Source organism: Streptomyces sp. NBC_01426 (genome assembly GCF_036231985.1).
Classification (GTDB): domain Bacteria; phylum Actinomycetota; class Actinomycetes; order Streptomycetales; family Streptomycetaceae; genus Streptomyces.
In genome coordinates, this window is sequence record NZ_CP109500.1 from 6,554,381 (window position 1) to 6,571,845 (window position 17,465).

14 protein-coding genes are annotated in these 17,465 nt (G+C 72.7%); 8 read left to right on the forward strand and 6 right to left on the reverse strand.

Annotated features, from left to right (window positions below; genetic code table 11):
* Positions 1-99 precede the first annotated feature (99 nt).
* Positions 100-3,588: a M28 family peptidase gene (locus tag OG906_RS29300; protein ID WP_329448168.1), complete on the forward strand. Its 3,489-nt coding sequence runs from the start codon at positions 100-102 to the stop codon at positions 3,586-3,588.
* Between the two features lie 119 nt (positions 3,589-3,707).
* Positions 3,708-4,859: a PP2C family protein-serine/threonine phosphatase gene (locus OG906_RS29305; protein WP_329447058.1), complete on the forward strand. Its 1,152-nt coding sequence runs from the start codon at positions 3,708-3,710 to the stop codon at positions 4,857-4,859.
* Here the strand turns inward: OG906_RS29305 and OG906_RS29310 are convergent.
* Positions 4,856-6,061 (reverse strand): amino acid aminotransferase, encoded by a 1,206-nt coding sequence (locus OG906_RS29310; RefSeq protein WP_329447060.1) that lies wholly within the window; start codon positions 6,059-6,061, stop codon positions 4,856-4,858. The two genes, OG906_RS29305 and OG906_RS29310, sit on opposite strands and share 4 nt — an antisense overlap.
* Positions 6,054-7,022, reverse strand: a complete 969-nt coding sequence (locus tag OG906_RS29315) for a DMT family transporter (RefSeq protein ID WP_329447062.1) — start codon at positions 7,020-7,022, stop codon at positions 6,054-6,056. The genes OG906_RS29310 and OG906_RS29315 overlap by 8 nt, the downstream gene beginning before the upstream one ends.
* A gap of 128 nt (positions 7,023-7,150) precedes the next feature.
* Here OG906_RS29315 and OG906_RS29320 point away from each other — a divergent pair, with 128 nt between their 5' ends.
* Both OG906_RS29320 and OG906_RS29325 read left to right on the forward strand, forming a co-directional pair.
* The gene (locus tag OG906_RS29320) at positions 7,151-7,609 is read left to right on the forward strand and encodes an Lrp/AsnC family transcriptional regulator (RefSeq protein ID WP_267797030.1); all 459 of its coding nucleotides are present in this window, start codon (positions 7,151-7,153) and stop codon (positions 7,607-7,609) included.
* A 302-nt stretch (positions 7,610-7,911) separates the two neighbouring features.
* On the forward strand, positions 7,912-9,414 hold the full coding sequence (locus tag OG906_RS29325; protein WP_329448169.1) for an FUSC family protein: 1,503 nt from the start codon (positions 7,912-7,914) through the stop codon (positions 9,412-9,414).
* Between the two features lie 22 nt (positions 9,415-9,436).
* Here the strand turns inward: OG906_RS29325 and OG906_RS29330 are convergent, their stop codons facing one another.
* Positions 9,437-10,699: a cation:proton antiporter gene (locus OG906_RS29330; protein ID WP_329447064.1), complete on the reverse strand. Its 1,263-nt coding sequence runs from the start codon at positions 10,697-10,699 to the stop codon at positions 9,437-9,439.
* Between the two features lie 4 nt (positions 10,700-10,703).
* Entirely contained in the window at positions 10,704-11,174 is a 471-nt protein-coding gene (locus tag OG906_RS29335) for a cation:proton antiporter regulatory subunit (RefSeq protein WP_053678243.1), read from the reverse strand.
* A gap of 311 nt (positions 11,175-11,485) precedes the next feature.
* Between OG906_RS29335 and OG906_RS29340 the strand changes: the two genes are divergently transcribed.
* The 4 genes from OG906_RS29340 (at position 11,486) to OG906_RS29355 (ending at position 15,626) form a co-directional block, all read left to right on the forward strand.
* Positions 11,486-12,493 carry a HAMP domain-containing sensor histidine kinase gene (locus OG906_RS29340; RefSeq protein ID WP_329447066.1) on the forward strand — a complete coding sequence of 336 codons (1,008 nt, stop codon included), beginning with the start codon at positions 11,486-11,488 and terminating at the stop codon, positions 12,491-12,493.
* Positions 12,490-13,143 (forward strand): response regulator transcription factor, encoded by a 654-nt coding sequence (locus OG906_RS29345; RefSeq protein ID WP_329447068.1) that lies wholly within the window; start codon positions 12,490-12,492, stop codon positions 13,141-13,143. Before OG906_RS29340 ends, OG906_RS29345 begins: the two co-directional genes overlap by 4 nt.
* Before the next feature lie 220 nt (positions 13,144-13,363).
* Positions 13,364-14,503: a nitric oxide synthase oxygenase gene (locus tag OG906_RS29350; RefSeq protein WP_329447070.1), complete on the forward strand. Its 1,140-nt coding sequence runs from the start codon at positions 13,364-13,366 to the stop codon at positions 14,501-14,503.
* A 55-nt stretch (positions 14,504-14,558) separates the two neighbouring features.
* Entirely contained in the window at positions 14,559-15,626 is a 1,068-nt protein-coding gene (locus OG906_RS29355) for a lactonase family protein (protein WP_329447072.1), read from the forward strand.
* 94 nt (positions 15,627-15,720) lie between these two features.
* Here OG906_RS29355 and OG906_RS29360 read toward each other — a convergent pair whose 3' ends face one another.
* Together OG906_RS29360 and OG906_RS29365 are read right to left on the reverse strand one after the other, a co-directional pair.
* Complete coding sequence (locus OG906_RS29360) at positions 15,721-16,641, reverse strand: sirohydrochlorin chelatase (RefSeq protein ID WP_267797025.1); 921 nt, start codon at positions 16,639-16,641, stop codon at positions 15,721-15,723.
* Positions 16,642-16,751: 110 nt separating this feature from the next.
* The gene (locus OG906_RS29365) at positions 16,752-17,438 is read right to left on the reverse strand and encodes a uracil-DNA glycosylase (protein ID WP_329447075.1); all 687 of its coding nucleotides are present in this window, start codon (positions 17,436-17,438) and stop codon (positions 16,752-16,754) included.
* Positions 17,439-17,465: the final 27 nt, after the last annotated feature.

Genomic DNA, 17,465 nt, shown 5'->3' on the forward strand with positions numbered 1-17,465 from the left:
CGGCAGGGATGTCCCAATCTCGCCATGTCCACGCCCATACTCGGCGCAGCCAGACCCCCCACACACGATCGGAGTGGACTCTTGCAGCCCACCAGATGGATGGCGTCCGTGGCCGCCATGGCGCTGACCGCGAGCCTCGCCGGCGCGCTGGCCGGCACCGCCTCGGCCACGCCGCAACAGCAGGGACAACCCACCGGATCCGCCGCCCGGGCCGTCGCCGCCGCCGACGCGGCGGTCCGCAGCGGACTCGACACCCTCGTCAACTCTCCCCAACAGCAGTACGACCGGCGCCTGGTCACCCCCTGGGTGCAGGACCTCTACTCCGTCGCCTACGAGCGCAGCTACCGCGGCCTGCCGGTCGTCGGCGGCGACGCGGTCGTCCTCGCCGACGGCGAGGGCCGCGTCCGCGCCCTCCAGTCGGCCTCCACGACCGTGATCGACGTGGCGACCACCCCGACCGTCGCCGCCCGCACGGCCGAGGCCACCTCCCGCGCCGAACTCGCCTCGGTGGACAAGGTCCTCGACCGTCGGCTGGTCGTCCGGCTCAAGGACGACAAGCCGGTCCTGGCCTGGGAGACCGTCCTCTCCGGCCGCACGAAGACCGCCCCGAGCAAGCTGCACGTGTTCGTGGACGCCCGCACCGGCAAGGTCGTCGACCGCCACGACGAGGTCGTCGCCGGCACGGGCACCAGCAAGTGGAACGGCCCGAGCCCGCTCACCATCGACACCACCGCCTCCGGGGGCACCTACTCCCTGCGCGACCCGAACCGCACCGGGCTGAGCTGCGCCGACTACAGCACCGGCACCGTCTTCTCGAAGTCCTCCGACTCCTGGGGCAGCACCAGCGCCACCTCCAAGGAGACCGGCTGTACCGACCTCATGTTCGCCGCCCAGAAGCAGTGGGACATGCTCGGCCAGTGGCTCGGCCGCAACGGCGTCAGCGGGAACGGCCGCAGCTTCCCCGGCAAGGTCGGCCTGAGCGACCTCAACGCCTACTGGGACGGCAGCTCCGTCACCATCGGCCGCAACACCGCCAACGAGTGGATCGCCGGCGTGGACGTGGTCGCCCACGAGTACGGGCACGCCATCGACTCCAACACCCCGGGCGGCACCAGCGGCCAGGAGGCCGGACTCGGCGAGGGCACCGGTGACATCTTCGGCGCGCTCACCGAGGCGTACATCAACGAGCCGTCCCCGTACGACACCCCGGACTACACCGTCGGCGAGATGATCAACCTCCAGGGACGCGGACCGATCCGGAACATGTACAACCCGCCGGCCGTCAACAACGACCCGGCCTGCTACAGCTCCGCGATCCCCGGCACCGAGGTGCACGCGGCGGCCGGCCCGCTCAACCACTGGTTCTACCTGCTCGCCGAGGGCACCAGCCCGGGCGGCGGCAAGCCCAACAGCAGCACCTGCAACTCCAGCACCCTGACCGGCGTCGGCGTCCAGAACGCCGGCAAGATCTTCTACGGCGGCATGCTGCTCAAGACCAGCAGCATGTCCTACAAGAAGTACCGGACGGCGACCCTCGGCGCGGCCAAGTCGCTCGACCCGACCACCTGCAACCTGTTCAACAAGACCAAGGCCGCCTGGGACGCCATCAGCGTGCCCGCCCAGAGCGCCGACCCGACCTGCACCCCGAGCGGACAGAACGACGACTTCTCGCTCGCCCTCAACCCGGCCGCGGGCACCGTCCAGCAGGGCGGCTCCGTGACCACCTCGGTGGCCACCAACACCACCACCGGATCGGCCCAGCAGGTCACCCTCAGCGCCACCGGCCTGCCCGCCGGCGTCACGGCCACCTTCAACCCGGCCACCGTGCAGTCCGGCCAGTCCTCGACACTGACCCTCTCCGCCAACTCCAGCGCGGCCCCCGGCGCCTCCACCGTCGTGGTCAAGGGCCAGGGCCCGAGCCTCGCGCACACCGTCGACTACACGCTCAACGTCGGCGGCACCCAGCCCGGCAACGACCCGCCGAACATCAGCGTCGCCAACGTCCAGGCGCACCTGACCCAGTTCAACACCATCGCCTCGCAGAACGGCGGCAACCGCCGTGCCGGCAGTGCCGGTTACACCCAGTCCCTGGCCTACGTGAAGGGCAAGCTCCAGGCCGCCGGCTTCACCGTCACCGAGCAGAACTGCACCTCCTGCACCTACCCGTCCAACAACCTGATCGCCGACTGGCCCGGCGGCCCCGCCGACCAGACCGTCATGTTCGGCGCCCACCTCGACGGCGTCTCCGCAGGCCCCGGCATCAACGACAACGGCTCCGGCTCCGCCACCCTGCTGGAGAACGCACTGGTCCTCGCCCAGAAGAACCCCACCATGACCAAGCACGTCCGCTTCGCCTGGTGGACCGACGAGGAACAGGGCCTGAACGGCTCGGAGTTCTACGTGGGCCGGCTCAGCAGCGCCGAGCGCACCGCCATCAAGGCCTACTACAACTTCGACATGGTGGGCTCCACCAACGGCGGCTACTTCATCAACAACGTCAACTCCGCCGCGGCCGCCCCCCTCAAGGCCTACTGGACCTCGCTGAACCTCGCCCCCGAGGAGAACGTCGAGGGCCAGGGCCGCAGCGACGACTACTCCTTCCAGCAGGGCGGGATCCCCACCTCCGGCTACGCGGCAGGCGCCAGCGCCCGCAAGACCTCCGCCCAGGCCACCAAGTGGGGCGGCACCGCGAACTCCGCGTACGACTCCTGCTACCACAGCGCCTGTGACACCACCAACAACATCAGCGCCACGGTCCTCGACCGCAGCGCCGACGGCGTCGCCTACGCGATCTGGAAGCAGGCCGTGGGCGGCGAGACCCCCGCGCAGGACTTCTCCCTCGCCACCTCCCCGGCGGCCGGCTCCGCCAACCCGGGCGGCAGCGTCACCTCCACCGTCAACACCACCACCGTCAGCGGCGCGGCACAGACCGTCGCCCTGTCCGTCTCCGGCGCGCCCTCCGGCGTCAGCGCCACCCTCAGCCCGACCTCCGTCCAGTCCGGCCAGTCCTCGACGCTCTCCGTACAGGTCGGCGCGGGCACCGCGCAGGGCACGTACACGCTGACCGTCACCGGTACCGGCACCACCAGTCACAGCACCACCTACACCCTGACCGTCGGGGGCGGCGGCGGCACCTGCACCCCGCGCCAGGTCGTGGTCAACGGCGGCTTCGAGAACGGCTCCAGCCCCTGGACCGCCTCCTCGGGCGTCATCACCAACCAGGCCGGCCAGACCCCGCACGGCGGCTCGTACAAGGCATGGCTGAACGGCTGGGGCACCAGCCGCACGGACAGCGCCTCGCAGTCGCTGACCATCCCGGCGGGCTGCTCCGTCCACCAACTGTCCTTCTACCTGCACATCGACACCGACGAGAACGAGAACGTCGTCTACGACACCTTCAAGGTCTCGGTGGGCGGCCAGACACTGGAGACGCTGTCCAACGTGAACGCGAACTCCGGCTACGCACTGAAGACCTACGACGTCTCCCGGTTCGCCGGCCAGACCGTCACCCTGCAGTTCCAGGGGGCCGAGGACCAGTCCCTCCAGACCTCCTTCGTGGTGGACGACGTCACCCTCCAGGTGAGCTGACGCCCGCCCGGGCACCCGCCCCGGAGCGGCACGCCCCCGGCCGACCGGCCGGGGCGCGTGCCGCTCCGCGGCGTTCGCGCCGCAGCGCGGGAGGAACGCGCGCGGTGTAAGCAGGAGACATGGACCCTCGGCCGCCGCCCCCGCGCACCCGCCGGCACGGGGAACCGCGCCTCGCGCTCCTGGCGGTCCCGTTCGCCCTGATCGCGGTCGTCACCCTGGTGGACGTACTGGCACCCCCCGAGGTCCATCTCGGCCCCTTCCTCGTCGCCGCCCCGGCGCTCACGGCCTCCTTCGCCGGGCCCCGGACGACCGGCATCGTGGGCGCGGTGGCCGTGCTCGCCCAGGTGGTGGTCGCGGTCAGCCGGACCACCCTCACGGACCTCAACCACACCTTCCAGATCATCGCCCTGATCCTGATCTCGGCCTTCGTGACCTTCTTCGCCCACTTGCGTGAGGTCCACGAGGCGCAGCTCACGCAGTTGCGTTCGGTCGCAGAGGCCGCCCAACAGGTCGTCCTGCGACCCCTGCGCGAACGGATGGGGCCCCTGCGGGTGGCGTCCGTCTACCTGGCCGCCGAGGCCGAGGCCCTGATCGGCGGCGACCTGTACGCGGCCGCCCGCACCGCCCACGGCACCCGCCTGCTCATCGGGGACGTCCGGGGCAAGGGCCTGGACGCCGTCGGGGAGGCGGCCGTCGTGCTCGGCGCCTTCCGGGCCGCAGCCCACCTGGACGCCGGGCTGCCCGAGCTGGTCGCCCGACTGGACGCTGCCGTCGCCGCCGACAGGGACGAGGAGGACGGCACGCCCGGCAGGCCGGAGGGCGAGGGCTTCACCACCGCCGCCGTGGTCGACGTCCCGGACCGGGGGACGACCGTGGAGGTCGTCAGCTGCGGGCACCCGCCACCGCTGCTGCTGCGCGGCGACCGGGTCGTCGCGCTGGAGGTGGCGCACCCGGCGCCGCCGCTGGGCCTCGCGGAACTCGTGGACTTCGGATACACCGCGCAGTCCTTCGCCTTCGAACCGGGGGACGTCCTGCTGCTCTACACGGACGGCGTCATCGAGGCCCGCGACGCGTCCGGCGCCTTCTACCCGCTCCCGGACCGGGCCGCCGCCGCCCGCCCCGGCGCAGCCGGCCCGGAAGCCCTGCTGCGCCGGCTCTGCGCGGACCTGCTCCGACACTCGCCCGGCGGCCGGCTGGGCGACGACGCGGCGATGGTCGCCGTCGAACGCCTGGCCCCCCGGGCCGGCCCCGACCCGAAAGGGACGACCTAGTTCGACTCGGCCAGCACGGCCGCTATGCCCTGCGCGAGGCAGGGGACGCGGTGCGAGGGGATGCCCGCGATGTTGATCCGGCCCGAGGTGGTCCCGTAGATGGCGAATCCGCTGCGCAGCCGCAACATCTGCCGCGGGTCCAGCGGCAGCATCGAGAACATGCCCTTCTGCCGTGCGAGCACGTCCGCCTGCGCGCCCCGGCCGAGGGCCTCCAGGCCCGCGACCAGATCCCGCCGGTTGTCCGTGATCCGGCCGCGCATGGCAGTCAGCTCCGCCCGCCAGGTCGCCCGCAGTCCCTCGTCCTCCAGGATCGCCGTCACGATGGCGGCCCCGTGCTCCGGCGGCATCGAGTACAGGGTGCGCGCCGCGTTCTGGAGCGCCGTCTCGACGTGCCGCAGCGAGGAACGGGAGGAACCGATGACGACGGCGCAACCGGTGCGGTCGCTGTAGAGGCCGAAGTTCTTCGAGCAACTGATCGCGACCAGCATCTCCGGCACCCGCTCGGCGAGCATGCGCGTCGGCGCCAGGTCGGCCTCCAGGCCGTCACCGAGCCCGTGGTAGGCCAGATCGACGAACGGGACCCAGCCGGCACGCTCCGCGAGCGCGGCCAGTTCCTCCCAGTCCCGGAGGGAGGGGTCGACCCCGCTGGGGTTGTGGCAGCAGCCCTGGATCAGCACGACGTCGTCCCGGCGCGCCTGCGCCAGGTCCGCCAGCATGCCGGCCGTGTCGGGGCGTCCCTGGGCGTCCACCCAGGCGTACGTCCGCACGTTCAGCCCGGCCGCCTCCAGGATGGGCCGGTGGTTGACGTAGGCGGGATCGCTGATCCACACGGTGGTGCCCGGGCGGGTCCGGCAGATCAGGTCCGCCAACAGGCGCAGGGCCCCGCTGCCCGCGACGGTCTGCACCGCGACGGCCCGCTCGACCGGGGCGTCGGCCGCGCCCGAACCGGGCCCCAGCACCAGCGACAACATCGCGCGGTTGAAGGCGGTGTTGCCGGACAGACCGCGGTACTCCTTCGAGGCGGAACGTTCCGCCAGGCGTATCTCGGCCTCGCGTACGGCCGTCATCACGGGCGTGCCGCCCGTCTCGTCCCGGTACACGCCGAGGACGAGGTTCAGCCGCTCGGGACGCGCGTCGGCCCAGAACGCCTCGGTCAGGTCCCAGAGCGGATCGACGGGCGGCGGGAGGAGGAGCTCAAGCATCTGTGGGGACCTCGGACTGGGATCGGGGGCGCGAGCGCCGATTGGCGAGGACGACGCCGGCGGTGATCAGGGGAACGCCGACGAGCACGGCGAGCGTCGGCGACTCGTCGAGCAGGGGTATGGCGAGCAGGACCACGGCGACCGGGCTCAGGCTCCCGACGACGGAGCTGCGCTCCGCGCCCAGCGCCCGGATGGCGTAGGCGTACAGCAGGCCGGCGCACAATCCGACCCCGAGCCCCTGCACCACGAGGAACAGCAGGATGTCGCCGCCCGCCGCCGAGTCCATCGCGGTGGGGAGCACGCCCGTGAGGACCAGCAGACCCATCACCGTGAACGAGGGCAGGCACAGCAGCCCGATCGAGCCGACCGGATCGAGATCGACCTCTTTCAGGCCCACCGTGTACAGGGCCCACAGCCCGCTCGCCACCAACAGCAACCCCGAGCCGGCCAGCACGTCCGTGTTGACCGGGACGACGTGGCGCCAGACGAGGGCCCCGACACCGGCGGCGATCAGCGCCAGTCCGGCCGCCTGCGTCCCCCGGGGCATCCCGCGCCCGCCGGCGACCATCAGTCCGGACACGAACAGCGGGACCATGCCGGGGACGATCGACCCGACGAACGCCGCCGAGGTCAGCGAGCCGCCCTGCATGGCGGCGAGGAAGAACGGGACGCCCGCCCCGCAGACGATCTTCGCGGCGGCCGCCGGGCGCACGGCCGCGATCCGGGCGCGCCGCCGCCACAGCGCGGGCGCCAGGACGAGGACCGGGACGCCGAACCGCAGCAGGGCCGCGTCGGCGGGCAGCAGGGACGAAGTGCTCAGGGCCCGGGCGCTGAGCGCGAAGGCGGCCCAGATCAGCACGGTCACCACCAGCGCCGCCGTGCCCCGCGCCTGTGGCGAGAGCCGACGCGCGACGGACCCGCGCGGGGGAGCCGTCGCGGGCAGGATGCTCTGCGTGACCAAGGAGGTTCCTCCAGCATGAGGGGGCCGGAATCGGCCACCAGGCAACGCTAGGGCTTTGGCCGGGGCAGCCGATTGCCAGTTCTGCCTCCCGAACATAGCTTTGGGGCAGAATCTGCCAAGGAGGGCCGATGGACGCAGTCGATCTGCAGATCATCCGCGAATTGCAGGCCGACGGCCGGCTGTCCAACCAGGACCTGGCCGACCGCGTCCGACTGTCCCCCTCGCCGTGCCTGCGCCGGGTCCGCCGGCTGGAGGAGGCCGGTCTCATCCGCGGCTACACGGCGATGGTCGACCAGGTCGGCTTCGGACTCCCCATCACCGTCTTCGTCCGGATCCGGCTGGAACGCCACACGAGCGAGGCCGTCCGGATCTTCGAGGGGCACGTCGGCGGCATCGAGCACATCCAGGACTGCTACCTGATGGCGGGCAGCAGCGACTACCTGCTCAGGGTCGTGATCGAGAGCCTCCAGGCGTACGAGGCCCTGGTCCGCGACCGGATCCACGCCATCCCCGGCATCGCCTCCATCGAGTCGAGCTTCGCGTACGGCAGCGTGAAACAGTCCCGCACCTACCCACGCCCCGCCTGAGCCCCGCCCCGGTCGCGTCGGGTCACGGCTCCGACGCCGGGCCTTTGGTCCGCGCCGGCCCATTTCGCGCGCTCCGGACAGGGCCAATGGCCCAGTGATCCGAGCCCGAGTTGAGCCAGTGGGCCCGGGGATGGTTATCTGTGTCGTATCCATGTACTTACGGCGCCACGCAGCGCCGGACGGCGACGAGGCCGCTCCGGACCGTGGCGCCTTCGCCGTGCCCGCACACCGCCCACCACCCCCGGGCGGCCGCAGGCCCGGCGTGCGCGTATCGAGGGGGGCGGCACACCGCCGTGAAGAGGATGTTCGTGGCTCCGGACCCGGGGCGAATGAGACTCAGGAACGCGCTCCGCGCCGTGATCGGCATCGGCCTGGCCGTCGCCTCGGCCGAACTGGCCGGACTCTCCCTGACCGCTTCCATCACGGGCGGACTGGCGGCCCTGCTGGCCCTGTTCACCGTCCTCGACGCCACCGTGCGCGCCCAGCGGGTGACCACGGCCCTGTTGCCCCTGGCGGGCTTCCCCGTACTGGCCCTCGCCACGACCCTGCACGGCATCACGCTCGCGCGTGACGCGGCGTTCCTCGTCGTCGTCCTCGCCGGGGTCTACGCCCGCCGCTGGGGTCCGCGCGGCCACGCCCTCGGGGTCTTCGCCTTCATGAGCTTCTTCACCACCCAGTTCCTGCACGCGGTCCCCGCCCAACTGCCCGAACTGTTCGCCGCCGTCGGCCTGGCGCTGCTCTCCGCCGGCGCCGTGCGCTTCGTCCTGTGGCCGATCGAGCGCCGCACGCCGCCGCCCCCGACCCCGCCCGGCCTGCCCGGCACCGGCTTCGCCCGGACCACCACCCGACAGGCCCTCCAGGCCACCGCCGCCTGCGCCGTCGCGCTCAGCGTGGGCCAGGTGCTCTCCGAGGACCGCTGGTACTGGGCCGTCGGCACCGTCTGGTGGATATTCGTGAACACGGCCTCGCGCGGCGAGACCCTGGTCCGCGGCTTCCGCCGGGTCCTCGGCACGGTCATCGGGATCGGCGTCGGCCTGCTCGTCGCCATCCCGCTGGACGGGGCGCCCGCCCCGACCGCCGCGCTGGTCGCCGTCTGCGTCTTCGGGATCTTCTACACGGCCCCCGTCTCGTACAGCTGGATGATGTTCGCCGTGACGGTCATGGCCGGCCTGCTCTACGGCCTCCTCGGGGTCCTGGACCCGGGCCTGCTGGTGCTCCGCTTCCAGGAGACGGCCGTCGGCGCGGTCTGCGCGGCGCTCGCCGTGATCCTCGTCCTGCCCGTCACCACGCACGCGACGAACGACGCCTGGATCCAGCGCGCCCTGCGCTGCGTCCGCACGTGCACGGCCGAGGCCGCCGCCCGACTGGCCGGATCACCGGTCGCCGACCCGGCCCCGCACGCCGCCGAGCTGGAACTGCTGCTGGGCCGGGTACGGCTCTCGCTGGCCCCCCTCGTCCACCCGCTCAGCCCGTACGCGGCCCGCAAGGCACGGGCCCGCCACGTGCTGTCCCTCCTCGACGAGTGCGCCGCGGAGGTACGGGGCCTGGTCACCGTGGCCGCCGACCCGGACGCCGGCCACGACGCCCGGCTCGCGGCGGCCTGCCGGCGCGTGGAGACCGCGGTCGAGGCGCTGATCTCGCCCGGGACGCCTGCCGCCGCCGACGGCCGACCGGCCGCGGGACTGATTCCCGAGCAGCGCGCCGGCGAGCACGCGCTGGCCCACCTGCACGGCCTGGAGCGGCTCCTGACCCAGCTCGACGCCCCGTTGCGCACGCCGTCGCGCGGCCCCCTGGTCAGCGCCTGAGCGAGACCGGTCGGGCCGCCGCTCAGGCGCGCCCGGCCGGATCCTGGTTCTGCTCCGGCAGGCTCTCGGACACGCCCTCCGGCGACTTCGCCGGGGAGGGCACCGCGGCCAACAGCGGTCGCGGCCGGACCCGCCGCCCGGTCAGGTACACCGCCAACGGCTCCGTGTAGCGGGCGGTCAGCGGTCCGACGATCACCAGGATCAGCACGTACGCGGTCGCCAGCGGCCCGAGGGCCGGCTCGATGCCCGCGGTGACCGCCAGCCCGGCGATCACGATGGAGAACTCCCCGCGCGCCACCAGCGTGCCGCCCGCCCGCCAACGCCCCTTGACGCCGACCCCGGCCCGCCGCGCGGCCCAGTAGCCGGTGGCGACCTTCGTGCAGGCGGTGACGAGCGCGAGCGCGAGCGCGGGCAGGATCACCGGCGGAATGCTCGCCGGATCCGTGTGCAGGCCGAAGAAGACGAAGAACACCGCGGCGAACAGGTCCCGCAGCGGACTCAGCAGCGTGTGCGTGCCCTCGGCGACCTCCCCGGACAGCGCGATGCCGACGAGGAACGCGCCGACGGCCGCCGAGACCTGGAGCTGCTGGGCGACGCCCGCGACGAGCAGGGTCAGGCCGAGGACCACCAGGAGCAGCTTCTCCGGGTCGTCGCTGGAGACGAAGCGGGAGATCACCCGCCCGTACCGGACGGCGACGAACAGGACCGCCCCGGCGACACCGAGCGCGATGGCCAGGGTCAGACTGCCCGCCGCGAGGCTCACCCCGGCCAACAGCGCCGTGACGATCGGCAGGTACACGGCCATGGCCAGGTCCTCCAGCACCAGGATGCTGAGGATGACCGGCGTCTCCCGGTTGCCGAGGCGCCCGAGGTCGCCCATCACCTTGGCGATGACCCCGGACGAGGAGATCCAGGTGACCCCGGCCAGGACGACGGCCGCGACCGGCCCCCACCCCATCAGCAGCGCCGCGACCGCGCCGGGCACCGCGTTGAGGCCGAAGTCGACCAGCCCCGCCGGGTACTGGGTCTTGAGGTTGGAGACGAGATCGCTGGCGGTGTACTCCAGGCCCAGCATCAGCAGGAGCAGGATGACGCCGATCTCGGCGCCGATCGCCACGAACTCCTCGCTCGCGCCGAGCGGCAGCAGTCCGCCGTTGCCGAACGCGAGCCCGGCCAGCAGGTACAGGGGGATGGGGGAGAACTTGAGGCGCCCCGCGACCCGGCCGAGCAGGCCCAGGCCGAGGATGATCGCGCCGAATTCGATGAGGAAGACAGCGGAGTGCACGGCCTCACTCCCGTCCGAGTATCGCGGCGGCCGCCTCGACGCCCTCGCGGGTGCCGATGACGATGAGCGTGTCCCCGCCGGCCAGGCGGAAGTCCGGCGCGGGGGAGGGGCGGGCCTCGGCGCGGCGCAGTACGGCGACCACCGAGACGCCGGTCTCGGTCCTCATCCGGGTCTCGCCCAGCACCCGGCCGTTCCAGTGGGAGTGCGCCGACAGTTCGATCCGTTCGGCCACCAGCCCCAGATCGGTGGTGTGCAGGACGTTCGGACTGTGGTGGGCCGGCATGAGCGCGTCGATCAGCGACGCCGTCTCCGGCCCGGTCAGGTGCAGCGACTGGGCGCAGGCGTCGGGGTCGTCGGCCCGGTAGACGTTCACCGTGCGGGTGCCGTCCCGGTGAGCGATCACCGACAGGTGGCGGTGTTCGCGCGTGGTGAGGTCGTACTGGACACCGATGCCGGGCAGCGGTGTCGTACTCATCCGTGGAGCAGGCACAGCCCGTCCCCCCTTGATCCATCCGTGGTTTCCGTACGGCGCCGACGCTGTGTTCGGGCAGGTCACGGGCCTCGGCGCGGGCCCATGCTGCCACTTTCCGAAGGCGCGTGAAATGGGTGTCGGCACGGATGGACAGGACGGGTCCGCGGCGGTGAGGCTGGGGCGGGGAAGTGGATCCCGCCGCAGGTGGGGCCCCGGGACGAGGCCCGGGCCGGACCCGGCCGGCGGGCCGATGCGGTGGTGGAGGCGGGGGCGGCGATAGTGGGACGGACGTTCGACGAGAGAGGTGTGCGCCCATGTCGCTGTACTGGCGGATCTTCCTGTTGAACGCCGCCGTGCTGATCGTGGCCGTGCTGCTGCTCCTCGGTCCGGTCACCGTCTCGACCCCGGTCCTCTTCGGGGAAGCACTCGTCCTGCTCTGCGGACTGGGGGCCATGCTCGTCGCCAACGCCGTCCTCCTGCGGATCGGTCTCGCCCCGCTGCAACGCCTCACCCGGGCCATGGCCACGGCGGACCTGCTGCGCCCCGGCCGGCGTCCCCGGGTCACCGGCCGGGGCGAGATCGCCGAGCTGACCGAGACCTTCAACAGCATGCTGGACCGGCTGGAGACCGAACGGGCCACCAGCAGCGGCCGCGTCCTGTCGGCCCTGGAGGCCGAGCGGCACCGCATCGCGCGCGAACTCCACGACGAGGTCGGCCAGACCCTCACCGCCGTGCTCCTCCAGCTCAAGCACGCCGCCGACCGGGTCCCCGAACCCGTGCGCGCCGACCTGCGCCAGGCCCAGGAGACCACCCGCGCCGGCCTCGACGAGATCAGGCGCATCGCCCGACGCCTGCGCCCGGGCGTCCTGGAGGAACTGGGCCTGCACAGCGCGCTCCGATCGCTGGTCGCCGAGTTCACCACCCCGCGCCTCGGCGTGAGCGCGCACATCACCCCGGGACTGCCGGCCCTGGCGCCCGCCACCGAACTCGTCCTGTACCGGGTCGCCCAGGAGGGTCTGACGAACGCCGCCCGGCACGCCGGCGCGACCCGCGTCGCCCTCCACCTGCGCCCGCGACCCGGCGGAGGCGTGGTGTTGCTGGTCCACGACGACGGCCGGGGCGTCGGGTCCGCGCCGGAGGGCGCCGGCATCCAGGGCATGCGCGAACGCGCCCTGCTGATCGGCGCCGAACTGTCCGTCGCCCCCGGGGCCGCCGGCGGCACCGAGGTACGCCTGACGGTCGCCGCCGCCGACACGGGCACCCCCACCGACACGGGCACCCCCACCGACACCCACACCGACTCCGGGGAGAACGCCCGATGACCGCACCGGCCCGGATCCTGCTCGCCGACGACCACGCCCTCGTGCGGGGCGGCGTACGGCTCATCCTGGACGCCGAACCCGACCTCGCCGTCGTGGCCGAGGCGGCCGACGGGGCCGAGGCCGTCGCCCTGGCCCGCACCACCGAAGTGGACCTGGCCATCCTCGACATCGCCATGCCCCGACAGACGGGACTACAGGCCGCGCGAGAACTCGCCCGCCTCCGGCCGGGGCTGCGGATCCTGATGCTCACCATGTACGACAACGAGCAGTACTTCTTCGAAGCCCTGCGGGCCGGCGCCGGCGGGTACGTCCTGAAGTCCGTGGCCGACCGCGACCTCGTGGAGGCCTGCCGGGCCGTCCTGCGCGACGAACCGTTCATCTACCCCGGCGCCGAGACCGCCCTCATCCGCAGCTACCTCGACCGCGCACGCCAGGGCGACCCCCTCCCGGCCCGACCCATCACCGAACGCGAGGAGGAGATCCTCAAGCTCGTCGCGGAGGGCCACACCTCGAAGGAGATCGGGGACCTGCTCGTCATCAGCGCCAAGACCGTGGAGCGGCACCGGGCCAACCTCCTGCAGAAACTGGGCCTGCGCGACCGCCTCGAACTCACCCGCTACGCCATCCGAGTCGGCCTCATCGAGCCGTGAGCCCTGCCGTCACGTCCGAACAACTCGACGAATCGTGGCGGATGTTACTCCGCAAGCGGAGTTCCTCGTGGCTCCTCTCCCGAAGACCACTCGGACGAGTGTTCCCCTGGCAAGGGCCGCCTGCCGCTGACCTGCGGCATGTACAACGGGTGATCGGAGAATGCACGTTCATCCGGCACGTACCGGGTGGATCTGGTCGAACGGGGGGTAACGGCCCGGAATGGAAATTCTTCACCAGCGCTCCGACACCGCTCAGGTGTGGGAAGCAGCCGAGGAGTTCATCCGACTCTTCCATCGGGAGAATCCGGAAGCCGGTGATCCGCGTGTTCGACTCGCCGCCGTACGGGCCGAACTCGCGGGGACCGGAACCTACCGACACACCCCGGAGGAACTGGTGCACGGCGCCCGCGTCGCCTGGCGCAACAGCAACCGCTGCATAGGCAGGCTCTACTGGAACTCGCTGCGGGTCCGCGACCGCCGCGAACTCACCGACGCCGACGACGTGGCCGAGGAGTGCTTCGCCCACCTGCGCGAGGCCACCAACGGCGGCCGGGTCCGTCCCACCATCACCGTCTTCGCCCCGGACGCCCCGGGCCGTCCCGGCCCGCTGATCTGGAGCGAGCAACTGATCCGGTACGCCGGGTACGGCGACCACCCCTCCCTCACCGTCGGCGACGCCCGCAACGCCCCGCTCACCGGCGCCCTGCTGGGCCTCGGTTGGCCCGGCGGACCCGGCACCCCCTTCGACCTTCTCCCGCTCGTGGTCCAAGGCGTCGACGACAAACCGCGCTGGTTCGAGACGCCCGCCGACGCGGTGCTGGAGGTCCCGATCCGCCACCCCGACACCGCCGACGACTGGGCGGACTGGGGACTTCGCTGGCACGCGGTCCCGGCCATCTCCAACATGTGCCTGGAGGTCGGCGGCATCCACTACCCGGCGGCGCCGTTCAACGGCTGGTACATGGGCACCGAGATAGGGGCCCGCAACCTGGCCGACACCGACCGGTACAACCTCCTCCCCGCGGTCGCCCGCCGGCTGGGCCTCGACCTCTCCACCGACCGCTCCCTCTGGAAGGACCGCGCCCTGGTCGAGCTGAACCGGGCCGTACTGGACTCCTTCGACCGGGCCGGGGCGACCATCGCCGACCACCACACCGAGTCCCGGCGCTTCCTGTCCCACCTGGAACGGGAGGAACGCAAGGGGCGCGCGGTCGGGGCGGACTGGTCCTGGATCGTGCCGCCGATCTCCGGTTCCGCGACCCCGGTGTTCCACCGCACGTACGAGGACCGGGCGAGCGCGACGGCCTACGTGCACCACTCCGGCGCGCAAGAAAGGGCCCAAGGACGGGATTTGGTCTAGACCTTCTGTTACCGTCGGCTCCGAACGGATCCGGAACGGCGGAATTGAGGTACCTGTGGACGACGCGCACAGCACGGACCAAGCGGACGGACACCGGGCCTACATCGGCTCGTTCACCTCGGGGGGCGGCCGCGGTGTCACCACCGCGGCCGTGGATCCGGCCACCGGGGCACTGACCCCGCTCTCCGTCACCGCCGCCCTCGCGGACCCCTCGTACCTCGCCCTCGCGCGGGACACCGGGGTGCTCTACGCGGTCAGCGAGACCGAGCAGGGCGGGGTCGGCGCCTTCCGTGCCACGGCCGAGGGTCTCGCTCCGCACGGCGGGCCCGTCCGGGTCGGCGGCTCCGGTCCCACCCACCTGTGCGTCGTGGGCCGGCGCCTGTTCGCCGCCAACTACACCTCAGGCAGCGTCAGCAGCCTCCCGCTCGCCGCCGACGGCAGCATCGTCGGGCCCGCCACCGTCCTCGCCCACCGCGGCTCCGGTCTCGACACCGACCGACAGGCGTCCCCGCACGCCCACCAGGTGGTACCCGACCCCACCGGCCGCCACGTGCTCGCCGTGGACCTCGGCACCGACTCGGTACGGGTCTACGCCCTCGACCCGGCCGGCGGTGAGCCGCGACCGCACGGCGAGAGCGCGCTGCGGGCCGGGACGGGACCGCGCCACCTCGTCTTCCACCCCGACGGCGAGGTGGTCTACGTCCTGCACGAACTGGAGGCCCAGCTGACCGTATGCCGGTGGGAGGCGACCTCCGGGCGACTGGAACCGGTCGCCGAGGTTCCGATCGCCCCTGGTGGTCCCTCAGGGCCCGTACGGGACCACCCCTCGGCCGTGGTCGTCTCGCCCGACGGGCGTTTCGTCTGGGCCGCCGTGCGCGGCGCCGACACCCTCGTCACCTTCTCGCTCGCCGGCGGGGCCGAGAAACCGCAGCTCACCGCCAGCGTCTCCTGTGGCGGGCACTGGCCGCGCGATCTTGTCCTCGACCCCTCGGGCCGCCGGCTGTACGCGGCGAACGAGCGGTCCGGGGACGTCACCTGGTTCGACGTGGACCCGCTGACCGGCCGACCGCGCCGGGCCGGCTCGGTCCCCGTGCCCGCGGCCACGTGCGTGGTCTTCGGCTGACCGCCCGGCCGGCGGGCCCGCTCCCGTACGCGCGAGGGCCCGCGCTCCAGGTCGTGGAGCGCGGGCCCTCGCGTACGGGTGTCGAGCGGGTGGTTCAGTGGGCCGCGGCGCCCAGGGTGATCCCCAGGGCCGCGCTGTACTGCGCGACGGCCAGCTTGCCGAGCGCCGGGTAGGCCCCGAGCACGTCGGCGGTCGCGCAGTCGGCCTCCTTGCAGGCCGTGTCCAGCAGCCCCTCGGCGGCCTCCGGCCCGATCAGGTAGGGGGCCAGCGCCAACTGCGTCGAGCCCTCGGCGCGCAGCTGCTCGGCGATCGACGCCACCGAGCCCTCCTGGTCCAGGGCGGCGGCCTTGACCGGCACCGCGAGGCGGGCGGCCAGCAGCATGCCGGTGATCCCGGCGGCCCGGACGGCCTCCTCGCCACCGGTGGTCGCCAGGATGATGCCGTCGGCGGCGGTGGTCACGGTGAACAGGCGGGCCCGGTCGGCACGGGCCAGACCGGCCTCGGACAGTCGCACGTGCAGACCTTCGGCGAGCAGCGGGTGCGGGCCGAGCACGTCGGCCAGCTCGGCGGCGGCCGAGGAGTCCATCAGTGCCTGGCGGACGCGGCGCAGCAGGTCGCCGTCGGGGCCGGCCAGCAGGGGCACGACCACGGCGTCCGGGCCGGTGACCGGGGGCACCTCGTGCCCGGCGGCGCGGGAGAACTCCGCGCGCGCGGCGCGTTCGTGCGCGACGGCGGTCAGCACGCCGGAGAGCGACGGGAACTCGGAACCCTCGGCGTCATCGCCGTCGAGGTATCCGATCCGGCCGTCGAGGCCCGGCAGCTCGGAACGGCCGATGCTGATGATCTCTTCCGCGAGCCCGCGCGAGGCGGCGGAGGGGGCACCGGGCACGGCGAGCACCAGCGCGGGCGCGCCCTCGGGCGCCACCGCGGGCTCGGGTCGGCGGTGCCGTCCGGCAGGGCGGGGTCGCGGCATTCGTACGGGCAGGCCATTGTCGGGCCCAGTGGGGGAGCTCATGGCGCCGCATGCTACTGGCTTATCGGAAGAGAGTGTTCGGGCAGGGCCTCTTCCGGCGGCTTCTGTCCGTATTTATCCGTTGAATGTCGTATAAGTTTCAACTGTGCGGATCAACTGGTGTTCGGCAGGCGCCAGTCAACCGGCTGCGCTCCCTGTCCCACCAGCAACTCGTTCGTCCTGCTGAACGGCTTGGAGCCGAAGAACCCGTTGGCCGCGGACATGGGGGAGGGGTGCACGGACTCCACGGCCGGCAAGTCGCCCAGCAGGGGCCGCAGGTTGCGTGCGTCACGCCCCCACAGCACCGACACCAGCGGCTTGCCGCGCGCGGCGAGCGCGCGGATGGCCTGCTCGGTGACGGCCTCCCAGCCCTTGCCGCGGTGGCCGCCGGTCTTGCGCGGGGCGGTGGTGAGCGAGCGGTTCAGCAGCAGCACGCCCTGTCGGGTCCACGGGGTCAGGTCGCCGTTGAGCGGCCGGCCCGTCCCGATGTCCGCGTGCATCTCTCGGAAGATGTTGTCCAGGCTCGGCGGCCACGGACTCACCTCGGGCGCCACGGAGAAGGACAGGCCCATCGCGTGCCCCGGGGTGGGGTAGGGGTCCTGTCCGACGATGAGCACCTTCACCTCGTCGAAGGGCTGCTGGAACGCGCGCAGGACGTTCGCCCCCGAGGGGACGTACGTCCTTCCGGCCGCGATCTCGCCGCGCAGGAAGTCGCCCATCGCGGCGATCTGCGCGGCCACCGGCTCAAGAGCCCGGGCCCAGCCCGGCTCGACGATCTCGTTCAACGGTCGTGCTGCCACAGTCGATCACTCTACTGGCTCAATCCG

Coding starts and splice junctions, on each gene's coding strand:
- OG906_RS29325 (WP_329448169.1), top strand. CDS start 7,912: ATGTTCGTGGCTCCGGACCCGGGGCGAATGAGACTCAGGAACGCGCTC.
- OG906_RS29340 (WP_329447066.1), top strand. CDS start 11,486: ATGTCGCTGTACTGGCGGATCTTCCTGTTGAACGCCGCCGTGCTGATC.
- OG906_RS29350 (WP_329447070.1), top strand. CDS start 13,364: ATGGAAATTCTTCACCAGCGCTCCGACACCGCTCAGGTGTGGGAAGCA.
- OG906_RS29305 (WP_329447058.1), top strand. CDS start 3,708: ATGGACCCTCGGCCGCCGCCCCCGCGCACCCGCCGGCACGGGGAACCG.
- OG906_RS29320 (WP_267797030.1), top strand. CDS start 7,151: ATGGACGCAGTCGATCTGCAGATCATCCGCGAATTGCAGGCCGACGGC.
- OG906_RS29310 (WP_329447060.1), bottom strand. CDS start 6,061: ATGCTTGAGCTCCTCCTCCCGCCGCCCGTCGATCCGCTCTGGGACCTG.
- OG906_RS29360 (WP_267797025.1), bottom strand. CDS start 16,641: ATGAGCTCCCCCACTGGGCCCGACAATGGCCTGCCCGTACGAATGCCG.
- OG906_RS29300 (WP_329448168.1), top strand. CDS start 100: ATGGCGTCCGTGGCCGCCATGGCGCTGACCGCGAGCCTCGCCGGCGCG.
- OG906_RS29345 (WP_329447068.1), top strand. CDS start 12,490: ATGACCGCACCGGCCCGGATCCTGCTCGCCGACGACCACGCCCTCGTG.
- OG906_RS29335 (WP_053678243.1), bottom strand. CDS start 11,174: ATGAGTACGACACCGCTGCCCGGCATCGGTGTCCAGTACGACCTCACC.